A 13871-nucleotide genomic window follows, 5' to 3' on the forward strand; every position below is an offset into this window, starting at 1 on the left:
GCTAGGACGTTGAAGCCGGCTCGAGGACGCTGAATCAGGCCAGCAGCCCACCAAAAAACCCAAGCTTCATCCCGCAGTCTAGCTGCCGCCGTCCAGAAAACCTTGCACCCAGGGTTAGCGTGGGCCGCGCACCCGCGCACCGCGGAGTTCGGCGAAGGGGAACCCAAGGGCCATGATGGCTGTGAACGAGCTAGACGAGGCTGCGATAGTCGACCTGCTGGGCGTGCTCGCCTACGGCGAGTTGAGCGCCTTCGACCGGTTGGCCGCCGATGCCAGGATGGCGCCGACGACGGCGTTGCGAGCCGCGCTGTCCGAGGTCGCGGCGCTGGAGATGTCTCACTACCGCAAGCTGGTCAACCGGATCGCCGAACTGGGAGCAGACCCGCAACAGGCGATGGCGCCGTTCATCGAAGCCGTCGAGACCTTTCACCACCGCACCGAGCCGCGGACCTGGGGCGAGGCGTTGGTCAAGGCCTACGTGGGGGACGGGCTGGCAGCTGACTTCTACCTGGAGGTCGCTGAGTACGTCGACCCCTCGACCCGGCAACTGGTCACCGAGGCGTTGGCCGACTCTGGCAACGCCGAGTTCGCCATCCGGGAGGTGGGCGCGCTGATCAGCAGCGACCCGACCGCGGCGTCCCGGCTGTCGCTGTGGGCGCGGCGGCTGGTGGGGGAGGCGATCACCCAGGCCCAGCGGGTGGCGGCCGAGCGGGACACCCTGACGATGCTGATCGTCGGCGGCGTGGGAGACCTGACCGGCATCAGCTTGCTCATCGATCGGATCATGGGCAAGCACACCCAGCGGATGGCCGCGATCGGCCTGTCGAACTGAGCCGGAAGGCCCGGCCTTCGTCAGCCGGCGACGAAGCCGACCCGTCGGGCGTCGGCCTGGGCGATCTCGACGTAGGCCACCAGGTTGGCCGGCACGATCACCTTGCGGCCCCGCTCGTCGGTCAGCGACAGTTGGCCGTCCACGCTCTTGAGCGCCGCGCCGATCAGTTCCTCGACCTCGGCAGGAGTCTGGGTGCTCTCCAGCACGATCTCGCGAGGGGTGTGCAGCACGCCGATCTTGACCTCCACGCGGTCCTCCAGTTCAGTTGCCGAGACGGTCGCGGTGACCGGTCCGGCTGTCAGCTCGATCGCCGGAGACATCGATCTCCGGACGCCCCCACGCTAGTCGAACGCCGGCGCCGGGCCGCCGCCCGGTCGCTGCGCTGTGAGCGAACGAGCCCGGCGAGGCCGCACCGACGTAGCGGGGTCAGCCGTTACCCGGCGGCGCCGCAGCGCCGGCCTGCAGCGGGAAGAAGGAGATGCCGCGCCATTGCAGCGTCTCCAGCAGCCGGACCGCCTCGGCCTTCGGAATCGGCCGATCGGCGTCCAGCCACCAGGTCGCGGTGATCTGGGCGGCGCCGGTGAGCGCCACCGACAGCAGCTCGGCCTGAGGCCGCCCCAGCCCGGTGTCTGCCGCCACCGTGGCGGCCACAGCCTGCATGGTGATCCGCGCCACCCGGTCGACCCGCTCCCGCACCGCCGGCTCGTTGCCCAGGTCGGACTCGAAGATCAGCCGGAACGCGCCCTCGTCACCGCGGTCGGCGCCGTCGACGAAGTCGAAGTAGGCGGTCAGCACGTTGTGCACCCGGACGCGGTTGTCCTCGGTCTCGGCCAGCGCTCGCCGGACCCGGTCGAGCACGTCCTCGGCATGGGTGTCCAGCAGGGCCAGGTAGAGCTCGAGCTTGCCGGGGAAGTGCTGGTACAGCACGGGTTTGGACACCCCGGCCCGGATCGCGATGTCGTCCATCGCCGCGGCGTGGTAGCCGTTGGTCACGAAGACTTCCTGGGCGGCGGCGAGCAGTTGCTTCCGGCGCGCCGAACGGGGTAGTCGAGCTCCTCGTGAGGCGTCCATGGTCTCGGTCATGACGAACCTCCTGGCGAACGCTGGGCAGGCTCGATGCTACCGGTGGGTAGCGGCGCCGGCCGCATGGTCGTCCGGGCGGGGCGCTCGGGGTGCTGAGAAGGTACTTTTGCTCCAATGAAGACCCCGTCGGTGGCCCAGGGCCACCCGCTGCTGGACAGTCGCCCGCTAGCTCAGGGCCGTCGGGTGCTGCAGGCCGGCCGTGGCCGGTTGCGGACGCGGCCCGACCGGCCGCTGCGCACGGCCGCCCTGGCCAGCCCGGCCGACTACCGGCTGGCCGCGCCGGATCCCCAGCGCCCGCCGTGGCCGGCCACCGAGGTTCAGGTCGGCCCGATCGCGATCAACGTCCGCAGGACGCCCTCGGCCGATCCCCACGCCGAGCCGGCGCTGTACGTGCACGGTCTGGGCGGGGCCTCGACGAACTTCACCGACCTGGCCGACCTGCTCTCACCCTGGCTGGACGGCCACGCCATCGACCTGCCGGGTTTCGGCCGGTCCGGGCCGCCGCCACGCCGGGACTACTCGATCCCGGCCCACACCCGGCTGGTCATCGACTACCTGGAGCAGAGCGGGCGCGGGCCGGTGCACCTGGTGGGCAACTCGATGGGCGGGGCGGTCTCGATCCAGGTGGCAGCCAGCCGGCCGGATCTGGTGCGCACCCTGAGCCTGGTCTCCCCGGCGGTGCCGGACCTGCGCCCGAAAAAGGGCTCGGACGCGCTGATGCCGCTGTTGCTGGTGCCCGGACTGGGAGACCGGGTGCTGGCCCGACTGGACCAGCTGCCGCCCGAACGGCGGGTGCGGGCAGTGATCGAAGTGTGCTTCGCCCATCCCGAGCTGGTCCCGGCCAATCGGCTCGCCGAGGCGGTCGACGAGCTGCGGGCCCGCCGGGGCTACGCGTGGTCCGGTGAGGCGATGCTGCGGTCGTTGCGCGGACTGGTCCGCAGCTACCTGACTGTCGGCTCCCGGTCGCCGTGGCACGCCCTGAGCCAGATCCAGGCGCCGACGGTGGTGGTGTGGGGACAGCTGGATCGGCTGGTCGACGTCGCCAACGCGCCCCGGGTCGCCCGGACCCTGCCCGACGCCAGCTTGCTGGTGCTGCCCGATGTCGGGCACACCGCGCAGCTGGAGGATCCGGTGAGCACCGCCAGGGCCATCCTGGCGCTACTGGCACGCGCAAATGACGCGCACCGACAGGCGGGTGTGGGATCGTGAGCCGGTGACCCGACCGAGCGCCCAGTCGCGCGAGCGGAATGCCGCCGGCGGCGGTTACCCGCCGGATGGTCCCGCCGGGCGTCGGGACGCCCGCTCCCGTTGGCGTGCCTTCGCCGGCCGTTACGGCTGGCGGGCATACGCGCTGCCGCTGCTCACGGCGATCAGCGTGGTGGCGATCTTCAACATCGGCACGCATCCAGACCCGCCAGCCGCCCGCGCGGTGCTCAGCACCCCGGCGCTCAGCACCCAAGCGAGCCCGCCTGCCTCGGGGACCAGCCGGCCCACCGCTGTCAGCAGCAAGCCGGCCACCAGCAAGCCGGCCACCAGCACACCCGCCAGCTCGGTCACCCGGCCGCTGCCGCTGCCCGCGCTGCCGCCAGGCGCGCCCTACTCCTTCAGCGCCCAGGGCACCTTCTCGATTCTCGCCGGCGCCTCGGGCGTGCTCGGCAAGGGGGGCCAGCTGTACCGGTTCACGATCGACGTCGAGGACGGCGTCACCGGTGCTGACCCCAAGGCGTTCGCCGCCGGAGTGATGAATGCGCTCAGCGATCAGCGGTCCTGGATCGGCAACGGCGCGGTGTCGCTGCAACGAGTGGATTCCGGACCGGTCGACTTCCGGATCACCCTGGCGGCGCCGGCGACCCTACGCCCCGTCTGCGGGTACTCCCTGCGGGTCGAGACCTCCTGCTACGCCGGCGGCGAGGGCAGGGTGATGCTCAACGTGTCCCGCTGGGTGCGTGGCGCGCAGGTGTTCGGCGCGGACCTGGCCAACTACCGCCGCTACGCCGTCAACCACGAGGTGGGTCACGCGATCGGGCACAACCACGCCCACTACTGCCTTGACAGCGGGCTGGCGCCGGTGATGATGCAGCAGAGCCTGGGAAACAAGACCGCCGGCGGCCGGGCCTGCCGAGCGAACCCCTGGCCGTTCCCGCCCGGCGTGCCGGACGCGCCGGGCGCCGAGCAGGTCGGTGACGCGGCTGACGCGGAGTTCTTCCAGCGCAACTCTTCCTGAGGCCGCGCGGCGCCGAGGCCCGAATCCACGCGAAGACGGCGAGGGAATCTGTCAGGATGGTCGCGACGTTGTGCCAGCGACCGCAGAAGTGATGCCCTTGAAGGGGAAACCTCGTGTCTTTGCCGCCGCTTGTGGAACCAGCCGAATCCCTGACCGTCGACGAGGTGCGCCGCTACAGCCGGCACCTGATCATCCCCGACGTGGCGATGGCCGGCCAGAAGCGCCTGAAGAACGCCAGGGTGCTGTGCGTCGGCGCAGGCGGCCTCGGTTCGCCGGCCCTGATGTACCTCGCCGCCGCCGGCGTGGGCACGCTGGGCATCGTGGAGTTCGACGTGGTCGACGAGTCCAACCTGCAGCGTCAGATCATCCACGGCCAGTCCGACATCGGCCGGCCCAAGGCCGAGTCAGCCCGTGACAGCGTGCGTGAGATCAACCCGCTGGTGAACGTCGTGGTCCACCCGACCCGCCTGGACAACGACAACGTGCTGGAGATCTTCGCCCAGTACGACCTGATCGTCGACGGCACCGACAACTTCGCCACCCGTTACCTGGTCAACGACGCCGCGGTGCTGCTGGACAAGCCCTACGTCTGGGGCTCGATCTACCGGTTCGACGGCCAGGCCTCGGTGTTCTGGAATCGCTACGGGCCCAACTACCGCGACCTCTACCCCGACCCGCCGCCTCCGGGCATGGTGCCCTCGTGCGCCGAGGGCGGCGTGCTGGGCGTGCTGTGCGCCTCGATCGGCTCGATCATGGCCACCGAGGCGATCAAGCTGATCACCGGAGTCGGCGACCCGCTGGTGGGACGGCTGATGGTCTATGACGCCCTGGAGATGTCCTACACCACGATCAAGATCCGCAAGGACCCGCAGGCCCGGCCGATCACCGAGTTGATCGACTACGAGTCCTTCTGCGGTGTGGTGTCGGAGGAGGCCCAGCAGGCCGCGGCCGGCTCCACCATCACGGCTGCCGAGCTGAAGACCCTGCTCGACTCGGGCAAGCCGATCGAGCTGATCGACGTCCGTGAGCCTGCCGAGTGGGAGATCGTCTCGATCCCCGGCGCGAAGCTGGTTCCCAAGGACGAGATCCTGCGCGGCGACGCGCTCTCGGGGTTGCCGCAGGACCGCCAGATCGTCATGTACTGCAAGACCGGGGTGCGCTCGGCCGAGACACTGGCGGCCGTCAAGTCCGCCGGGTTCTCCGACGCGGTGCACGTCCAGGGCGGCGTGACCGCCTGGGTGAAGCAAGTGGACCCGTCGCTGCCGTCCTACTGATCTGAGCGCCAGCGATGTCGCCGGCCGTGACCGCGCCCGCCGCGCCGTGACCGAGGACCTGTCGTTGGCGCGGCGAATCCTGGACTGCGTCGAGTCGATTCCGGCCGGCAAGGTGATGTCCTACGGCGATGTCGCCGAGTTCGTCGGCAGCCGGGCTGCTCGCAATGTCGGGCGGGTGCTGGCCGCCGACGGCGCGACGGTGACCTGGCACCGGGTGCTGCGTGCCGACGGCAGTTGCGCCGAGCACCTGCGGGCCGAGCAACTGGCCCGGCTGGCGGCCGAAGGGGTGCCGATCCGGGGGGAGCGGGTGGACATGAGCGCTGCCCGCTGGGACGGTCGCCGAGCGAGCCGCGCGAGGTGAGGTCTGAGCGGTTCGGGCGGTGAGAGGCAGGCGTCGGAGTAGGCGCTGAACCAGACGCTGGAGGCCGCTGGAACAGCAGCGCGCCTGCCAGAATCTGTCGGTGCGACATGGTGCTATTGCCATGTGTCCGCAAGCGTCACCTCCGAGCCCGTGTTCCGCCTGGTGCGCCCGCACCTGCCGGCGTTGGCGGCGCCGGTCCTCGACGCCGACCAGCAGCGGGTGCTGACCCACGGACACGGCGTGCTGAGGGTGCTGGCCGGCCCGGGCACCGGCAAGACCACCACCCTGGTCGAGTCGGTGGTCGAACGCGTCACGCGGCGCGCAGTGCCGATCGAGGACATCTTGCTGCTCACGTTCTCCCGGCGAGCTGCCGGGCAGTTGCGTGACCAGGTGACGGCCCGGCTGCAGCGCACCATCTCTGAGCCGGTCGCGCGCACCTTCCACTCCTACGCCTTCGGAGTGGTGCGCCGGGCCGCCGTGCTCGCCGGTGATCCGCCGCCCCGCTTGCTGTCCGGTTCCGAGCAGGACGTCACGCTGCGCGAGCTGCTGGCCGGCAGGCTGGCCGACCAGGTCGACTCGTGGCCGGTGGAGCTGTCGGCCGCCGTGCGCACCCAGGCGTTCGCCGAGGAGCTGCGCGACCTGCTGATGCGGGCCATCGAGCGTGACGTCAGCCCGCCGACCCTGGCCGCGCTGGGCGCCAAGCACCACCGTCCGGACTGGGTGGTCGCCGCCGATGTGCTGCGCGAGTACCTCGACGTCACCGCTCTGAAGGCGCCTGGCGCCTTCGACGCCGCCGAGCTGATCCAGCGGGCCAACGCCGAGCTGCGGCACAACCCGCAGCTGCTGGCCGCCGAGCGCCGGCAACGCCGTCGGATCTTCGTCGATGAGTATCAGGACACCGACCCGGCCCAGATCGAGCTGTTGAAGCTGATCGCCGCCGGCGCCGACGAGCTGGTGCTGATCGGCGACCCGGACCAGGCGATCTACTCCTTCCGGGGCGCGGAGCAGTCCGCGATGGCCGACATCGACCTGCACTTCGGATCGTTCACCGGCGGCGTGCGGCGCGAGCCCGAGCCGGCCGGTCAGCTCGAGCTGAGCCTGCCGGTGGAGACCGTGTCACTGAGGCAGTGCCGGCGCAGCGGGCCGGTGCTGCTCGCGGCCTCGCGGCGGATCGCCGCCCGGCTCAGCGGCCCGGCCCAGCACCGGACACTGGTGTCGGCCGGCGATCTGGGCCCCGGCACGGTCGAGGTGGCGGTGTTCGGCTCGGCCAGCCAAGAGGCCGCCCACATCGCCTCGGCGCTGCGTCGATCGCACGTCGAGGACCAGGTGCCCTGGTCGCAGATGGCGGTTGTGGTCCGGTCGGTCGGCCCGGCTGCGGACACCCTGCGGCGCGGCTTGGCGGCGGCCGGCGTGCCGGTCGGGCAGGCGGTCCGCGGGCCTCTGGCCGAGGAGCCGGTGGTGGCGCAGTTGCTGGAGTTGCTGCGGTGCGTGGCCGATCCGGCGGCCGTGCAGCCCGAGGCCGCCGAGACGCTGCTGCTCGGTGCGGTGGGCCGGGCCGACCCGCTGCAGGTGCTGCGGATGCGCCGGCACCTGCGGCACGCGCCCGCCGGCCCGCTCACGCTCGCCGACCTGATCACCGAGCCTGGCGCGCTGGCCCTGGTGCCGGCCGCGGTTCGCCAGCCGGTCGAGCGGCTGCGCGCGGTGATCGACGCCGCTGTCACCGCGGCAGCGGCGCCAGGGTGCTCTGCTGAGGACGTGCTGTGGGCGCTCTGGCAGGCCAGCGGCCTGTCGTCCCGGCTCAATAGCCGCAGCCTGGCCGGCGGTCCGGACGGCGCCCGCGCCGACCGAGCGCTGGACGCGGTGTTGGCCTTGTTCATCGAGGCGGCGAAGCTGTCTGACCGCAGCCCGGGCGGCGGGATCGACCAGCTGCGGGACTGGGTGAGCCAGCTGCAGATCACCGACACCGGGACGGGGCGGCGGGCGGTGACCGACGAGGTGTCGATTCTCACCGCGCATGCCAGCAAGGGCCTGGAGTGGCAGGTGGTGTGCGTGGCCGGCGTGCAGGACGGTGTCTGGCCAGATCTGCGTCCGCGCGGCTCGCTGTTGGGCTCGGATCTGCTGGTGGACCTGGTGGCCCATCGAGCCAGAGTCTCCAGCGGCCTGCTCACCGAGCGGTTGACCGAGGAGCGCCGGCTGTTCTACGTGGCGATCACCCGGGCCAGCCGCGCGTTGCTGGTGACCGCGGTCGACAGCGATGAGTCCCAGCCCTCGCGTTTCGTCGAGGAGCTGGACCCGTTGCCCGACACCGTCACGGCCCGGCCGGTGGCCACCGCCTCCCGCAGGTTCCTGCTCTCCGGCCTGGTCGCCGAGTTGCGCGGGGTGCTGGTCGACCCGAACGCCGATGAGGATGAGCTGGCCGCCGCCGCCGAGCAGCTGGCCCGGCTGGCTGAAGCGGGGGTGTCCGGCGCGCACCCCCGGGAGTGGTGGGGCCGGGCGCCGCTGTCCAGCGATGCCCCGATCCGGCCACAGGCGCTCGGGCCGGTGCCGATCCGGCCCTCGAAGTTCCAGGCCTACATCGACTGCGAGTTCCGGGCGCTGCTGATGGACCTCGGCGCCACCGATGCCACCGACGAGGTGGCCGCGTCCCTGGGCACCCTGGTGCACTGGGTCGCCGAGCAGGCCGAGCCGGGGGCAGGAGTCGAGCAGCTGACCGAACTGCTGGAACGGGGCTGGTCCCGGCTGGACTTCTCCGCGCCCTGGCACGCCGTCACCGAGCGGGCTCGGGCGCAGCGGATGTTGGAGGCGCTGGCGTCCTGGCTGGTCAAGAGCCGGACCGAGCTGACGTTGGTGGCTCGCGAGGAGCCGTTCACCGTGCAGATCGGTGACGCGGTGTTGTCGGGCAAGGTGGACCGGCTCGAGCGCGACCGCGACGGGCGGCTGGTGGTGATCGACCTCAAGACCGGCAAGAGCAAGCCGACCCAGAAGGACGTCAGCGTCCACCCGCAGCTGGCGGTGTACCAGCTCGCGGTGGCTGAAGGCGCCTTCACCGGCGGCGAGCCGGCCGAGCCGGGTGGAGCCCAGCTCGTCCAGATCGGCACGGCGACGACCGGTCCGCAGACCCAGCCCCCACTGGCGGAGTTCCCCGATCCCGGATCGGTCGCCGCCGACCTCGCCAGGATCGCCGCGGTGCTACGCGGCAACACGGTGACGGCGCAGCCTGGCAAGGGTTGCAGCCGGTGCCCGGTGCGCGGCTGCTGCCCGGCTCAGGACGACGGCCGGCAGGTGACCCAGTGACGGCCCAGTCCCTGACGGCCCAGTCTCCGACGGCCCAGTCCCTGAGGGCCCAGTCCCTGACGGCCCAGTCCCTGACGGCCCAGTCCCCGAAGGCCGAGATCCGCTACCAGCCTGCCGACGTAGCCCGGCTGCTGGGGCTGTTCCCGCCGACCGACGAGCAGGCCGCGGTGATCCAGGCGCCGTTGGAACCGGCGGTGGTGATCGCCGGGGCGGGTTCGGGCAAGACCGAGACGATGGCCGCCCGGGTGGTCTGGCTGGTCGCCAACGAGCTGGTCGCGCCGGACCGGATCCTCGGATTGACCTTCACCCGCAAGGCGGCCGGTGAGCTGCAGCATCGGATCAGGGCTCGGCTGAAGTCCTTGCATCGGGTGCTGGACAGGAACGTGGAGTCCGCCGATCCCACGGTTCTCACCTACGCCGCGTACTCCGGGCGGCTGGTCGAGGAGCATGGCATCGTGCTGGGCTGCGAGCCTGGAGCGCGGCTGCTCACCGAAGCGGCCCGCTGGCAGGTCGCCGACGCCGTGGTCCGGCACTATGACGGCGCGTTCTCGCTGGAACCGGGCGTGGTCGCCACGGTGACCGAGCGGTTGCTGGACCTGTCCGGCCAGCTTGCCGACCACCTGGCCGAGCCCGAGCAGGTGCGCCGGCTCGCGGCTCGGTTGCGGGCTGAGCTGCTGGCCCTGCCGCAGAAGCCGAAAACCCGCCGAGCCTTGCCGGAGAACGTCGAGAAGCTGCTGGAGAGCTTCACCAAGCGGGCTGAGCTGCTGCCACTGGTCGAGCTGTTCAGCGAGCGCAAGCGGTCCGAAGGCTTGCTGGACTTCGCCGATCAGATGGTGCTGGCGAGCAGGTTGGCCGCGATACCGGCGGTGGCGGCAGTCGAGCGCTCACGCTATGACGTCGTGTTGCTCGATGAGTACCAGGACAGCGGCCATGCCCAGATCCAGATGCTGGCGGCGCTGTTCGGCGACGGCCGGGCAGTCACCGCGGTGGGCGATCCGCTGCAGTCGATCTACAGCTGGCGCGGCGCCAGCGCGGCGAGCATCGGCAAGTTCGCAGACCGGTTCCGCACCAGCGCGGGCGCGCCGGCGCCGGCGTACTCGCTGATGACGAGCTGGCGCAACGACCGCCGCGTCCTCTCGGTCGCCAACCGGGTCGCCGAGGATCTGCGGGTCGCCGGCAGCCTGCCTCTGACGGCCCGGCCAGAGGCCCCGGAGGGCCGGGTGGTGGCCCGGTACAGCGAGTCCGTCGCCGACGAGGCGACCTGGCTGGCCGAGCGGCTGCGGGCGGAGTGGGACGGCCGGCTCAACTGGACGTCGGGGCAGCGGACCCTCGCGGTGCTGGTGCGCAAGCGCTCAGGCATCGCGCTGATCGCCCAGGCGCTGCGCGAGGCCCGGCTACCGGTCGAGGTCGTCGACATCGGCGGCCTGCTGACGTTGCCCGAGATCGCCGACGTCCGGGCGGTGTTGCAGGTGCTCGCAGATCACAACGCCGGCGGCTCGCTGGCCCGGTTGCTGACCGGAGCTCGCTGGCGGATCGGTCCGGCCGACCTGGTGGCGCTGCACCAGCGGGCCCGGGTGCTGGCCAAGATGACCGGACTGTCGATCCACGGCCCGGCCGCCGAGGCCGAGACAGTCGCCGAGGCCGCGACGGGCTCCCAGCCGGCCGGCGGCTCCGGCCGGCCCGGTGACGACGAGCGGGTCGAGCCGTCCCTGATCGAAGCGCTCGACGATCTCGGTGAGGCGTCGGGGTACTCCGCCGAGGGCTACCGCCGGCTTGCCGACTGCGCCTTCATGCTGCGGCGGCTGCGCCGGCGGCTGGACCTGCCGCTGCCGGACCTGGTCGCCGAGGTCGAGCAAGCTCTCGGCCTGGACGTCGAGATCGCTTCGCGGCCGGGCGCTGAGCACGCCGGCCGGGCCAATCTCGACCGGTTCATCGACGAGGCTGCCCGATTCGCCAACGATCGCGCCGCTGCCGGGGTGTCGGCCTTCCTGGGTTACCTGCGCGCGGCCGAGGAGGAGGAGTACGGGCTCAAACCCGCCACGCTGGAGGTGTTGCCCGACCGGGTGCAGGTCTTGACCGTGCACGGCGCCAAGGGCCTGGAATGGGACGTGGTCGCGGTGGCCGGGCTGGTCACCGACGGCTTTCCCGACGCGGCCAAGAACTATGACTGGACCAGCACCCCGGCCCTGCTGCCCTCTCCGCTGCGCGGTGACGCCGGCGATCTGCCGGTGCTGGACTTCGGCGGCTGCCAGCACCACGGAGACGCCGAGGCCCGGATCGCCGAGCACCGCGATCGGGTGAAGCAGCGGCACCTGAAAGAGGAGCGACGGCTGGCCTATGTGGCTTTCACCCGGGCTCGCAAGGCGCTCTACGCCTGCGGGGCCGCCTGGGGCGCGGGCAGCAAGTCGCGGCCGGCGTCGGTGTTCCTGGAGGAGCTGCGTTCCTCCGACGCGGTCGAGGTCGACGGCTGGTGGCAGGTGGCGCCCGACGAGCAGAATCCGATGGCGGGCAAGGACCTCGGGCAGAGCTGGCCGGCTGATCCGCTGGCCGGCCGGCGGGCGATGGTCGAGCGTGGCGCCGCTCAGGTGCTGAGCGCTCTGAACGACGCCGGTGACCCGAGCCCGCTGGCGGCTTCTCAGCGGAGCCCGCTGGCCAAGCTGTGGGAGCGGGATGTGGAGCTGCTGCTCGCCGAGCGGGCCGCGGCGGCCGAACTGGGCGTCATCGAGGTGACGGTCCCGCAGCAGCTGTCGGTGTCAGATGTGGTGGCCCTCTCAGCCGATCCGAGCGAGCTCGCCCGCCGGCTGCGCAGGCCCTTGCCGCAGCAGCCGGCCAAGCAGGCCCGCCGCGGCACGGCGTTTCACCAGTGGCTGGAGCAACGCTGGGCTGCCGAGTCGCTGCTCGACATCGAGGACCTGCCCGGAGCGGTCGACGAGCTCGCTGACGCCGGTGAGCTTGAAGCGCTCAAGGCCGCCTTCGAGCGCAGCAGCTGGGCCGACCGCACGCCGGTCGCGGTCGAGGTGGGGTTTGAGATGTCCTTCGGCGCCCGGGTGGTGCGGGGCCGGATGGACGCGGTCTTCACCGACCCGGACGGCCGTTTCACCGTCGTGGACTGGAAGACCGGCAGGCCGCCGACCGGTGCGGACGCCCACGCCAAATCGGTTCAGCTTGCCCTGTACCGGCTGGCCTGGGCCGCTATCGCCGGGATCGCCGACACCGAGCTCGATTCGGTCGCAGCGGCGTTCTACTACGTCGGCGCGGGCCTGACGGTGGCGCCTGCGAACCTCCTGGACGCCCGCCAGTTGCGCGAGTTGGTCAACGGCGCGCACGCCTGAGTGGCCACATCGTCACGGGTCAGCTGCCATCGGCAGCCGGCGCGGGATAACCTGCCGGACGTGACCAACGACGTGCGCGCATACGTGAGAGACCATTCGGCCGAGCTGCTCGCCGACCTCGACGCGTGGTTGCGGATCCCGGGCATCAGCTCCGAGCCCGACCGTCGCGACGACGTGATCCGCAGCGCCGAGTGGTTCGCCGAGGCCTGCCGGGGCGTCGGCTTCCCGACCGTCGAGATCTGGCCCACGCCCGGGCTGCCGACCGTGTACGCCGAGTGGCCGAGCGAGGACCCGGACGCGCCCACCGTGCTGGTGTACGGCCATCACGACGTGCAGCCGGTCGATCCGATCGACCTGTGGCACACCGACCCGTTCGAGCCCACTGTCGACGGCCCGGTGCTGCGAGGCCGCGGCGCCTCCGACGACAAGGGCCAGTTGCTGTTCCACCTGCTCGGCGTGCGCGCCCACCTGGCCGCCACCGGCCGCGCCACGCCTGCCGTGCACCTCAAATTCCTCATCGAGGGCGAGGAGGAGTCCGGCTCGCCGAACTTCGAGGCGTTGCTGCGGGAGCGGCGCCAGCGCCTGGACTGCGACGTGGTCGTCATCACCGACACGGGCATGGTCGCCGAGGACATGCCGAGCTCGGTGACCGGAATGCGCGGCCTGGTGCTGGCGGACGTGCGCTTTCACGGGCCCGACCTCGACCTGCACTCCGGCGTTTTCGGGGGAGCGGTGCCCAACCCCGTCACCGTGGCAGCACGCATGGTGGCGGCCCTGCACGACGCCGACGGCCGGGTGCAGATCCCCGGTTTCTACGACGACGTGGTGGAGCTGACCGATCTGGAGCGGGAGTTGATGGCGCGGACTCCCTTCGACGAGGCCAGGTTCCTGGCCACCAGCAAGTCCCGGGCGCTGGCCGGCGAGGCCGGTTACTCGACCCTGGAGCGGATCGGCGCCAGGCCGACCGCCGAGGTCAACGGCATCGGCGGGGGTTACCAGGGTGATGGCACCAAGACCATCATCCCTAGCGACGCCTTCGTCAAGCTGTCGTTCCGGTTGGTGGCCAACCAGGACCCGGCCACGATCACCGCGGCGATCGAGGCCTTCATCGCCGAGCACACCCCGGCCGGCATCTCCCACCGTGTCCGGTGGGCCGGCGACGGGGTCGCCCCCTGCCTGGTGCCTATCGGAACCCCTGCCTACCAGGCGCTGTCGAAGGCGATCTGCGCCGCCTTCGACACCGACCTGATCCTGCCGACCCGCGAAGGCGGCTCGGGCCCCGAAGCGGCCATCCAGCAGGCGCTGGGAGCTCCGATGGTCTTTCTCGGCGTCGGCCTGCCCGATGACCAGATCCACGCCCCGAACGAGAAGGTGACCCTGTCGATGCTCTACAAGGGCGCCGAGGCGGCCGCCCACCTGTGGGGGGAATTCGCAGCACTGGGCCGAAAGGGACTCACAAGCTAGTTTCAAG

The 13871-nt window shown here is 71.5% G+C and carries 10 protein-coding genes; 8 read left to right on the forward strand and 2 right to left on the reverse strand.

The window, feature by feature from the left end; genetic code table 11:
• Positions 1 to 181 precede the first annotated feature (181 nt).
• On the forward strand, positions 182 to 832 hold the full coding sequence (locus VGB75_02740) for a ferritin-like fold-containing protein (protein HEY0165936.1): 651 nt from the start codon (positions 182 to 184) through the stop codon (positions 830 to 832).
• Between the two features lie 20 nt (positions 833 to 852).
• Here VGB75_02740 and VGB75_02745 read toward each other — a convergent pair whose 3' ends face one another.
• Complete coding sequence (locus VGB75_02745) at positions 853 to 1152, reverse strand: DUF3107 domain-containing protein (GenBank protein ID HEY0165937.1); 300 nt, start codon at positions 1150 to 1152, stop codon at positions 853 to 855.
• A gap of 106 nt (positions 1153 to 1258) precedes the next feature.
• On the reverse strand, positions 1259 to 1915 hold the full coding sequence (locus VGB75_02750; GenBank protein ID HEY0165938.1) for a TetR/AcrR family transcriptional regulator: 657 nt from the start codon (positions 1913 to 1915) through the stop codon (positions 1259 to 1261).
• Between the two features lie 114 nt (positions 1916 to 2029).
• Between VGB75_02750 and VGB75_02755 the strand changes: the two genes are divergently transcribed.
• The 7 genes from VGB75_02755 to VGB75_02785 all read left to right on the forward strand — a co-directional run bounded on the left by VGB75_02755 (position 2030) and on the right by VGB75_02785 (position 13864).
• A complete protein-coding gene (locus tag VGB75_02755; GenBank protein HEY0165939.1) occupies positions 2030 to 3124 on the forward strand; it encodes an alpha/beta fold hydrolase in 1095 nt (364 codons plus the stop codon).
• A 4-nt stretch (positions 3125 to 3128) separates the two neighbouring features.
• Positions 3129 to 4139 carry a DUF3152 domain-containing protein gene (locus tag VGB75_02760; protein HEY0165940.1) on the forward strand — a complete coding sequence of 337 codons (1011 nt, stop codon included), beginning with the start codon at positions 3129 to 3131 and terminating at the stop codon, positions 4137 to 4139.
• A gap of 113 nt (positions 4140 to 4252) precedes the next feature.
• Positions 4253 to 5413 carry an adenylyltransferase/sulfurtransferase MoeZ gene (gene moeZ / locus VGB75_02765; protein ID HEY0165941.1) on the forward strand — a complete coding sequence of 387 codons (1161 nt, stop codon included), beginning with the start codon at positions 4253 to 4255 and terminating at the stop codon, positions 5411 to 5413.
• A gap of 46 nt (positions 5414 to 5459) precedes the next feature.
• The gene (locus VGB75_02770; GenBank protein ID HEY0165942.1) at positions 5460 to 5774 is read left to right on the forward strand and encodes an MGMT family protein; all 315 of its coding nucleotides are present in this window, start codon (positions 5460 to 5462) and stop codon (positions 5772 to 5774) included.
• 123 nt (positions 5775 to 5897) lie between these two features.
• A complete protein-coding gene (locus VGB75_02775) occupies positions 5898 to 9068 on the forward strand; it encodes an ATP-dependent DNA helicase (GenBank protein ID HEY0165943.1) in 3171 nt (1056 codons plus the stop codon).
• On the forward strand, positions 9065 to 12400 hold the full coding sequence (locus tag VGB75_02780) for a UvrD-helicase domain-containing protein (GenBank protein ID HEY0165944.1): 3336 nt from the start codon (positions 9065 to 9067) through the stop codon (positions 12398 to 12400). The genes VGB75_02775 and VGB75_02780 overlap by 4 nt, the downstream gene beginning before the upstream one ends.
• A gap of 60 nt (positions 12401 to 12460) precedes the next feature.
• On the forward strand, positions 12461 to 13864 hold the full coding sequence (locus tag VGB75_02785; GenBank protein HEY0165945.1) for a dipeptidase: 1404 nt from the start codon (positions 12461 to 12463) through the stop codon (positions 13862 to 13864).
• Positions 13865 to 13871 lie beyond the last annotated feature (7 nt).

It is taken from the genome of Jatrophihabitans sp., assembly GCA_036399055.1.
GTDB lineage: Bacteria > Actinomycetota > Actinomycetes > Mycobacteriales > Jatrophihabitantaceae > Jatrophihabitans_A.

Excerpts from the sequence above, each read along its gene's own strand:
- VGB75_02745 (HEY0165937.1), bottom strand. The coding sequence starts at position 1,152 with ATGTCTCCGGCGATCGAGCTGACAGCCGGACCGGTCACCGCGACCGTC.
- VGB75_02750 (HEY0165938.1), bottom strand. The coding sequence starts at position 1,915 with ATGACCGAGACCATGGACGCCTCACGAGGAGCTCGACTACCCCGTTCG.
- VGB75_02755 (HEY0165939.1), top strand. The coding sequence starts at position 2,030 with ATGAAGACCCCGTCGGTGGCCCAGGGCCACCCGCTGCTGGACAGTCGC.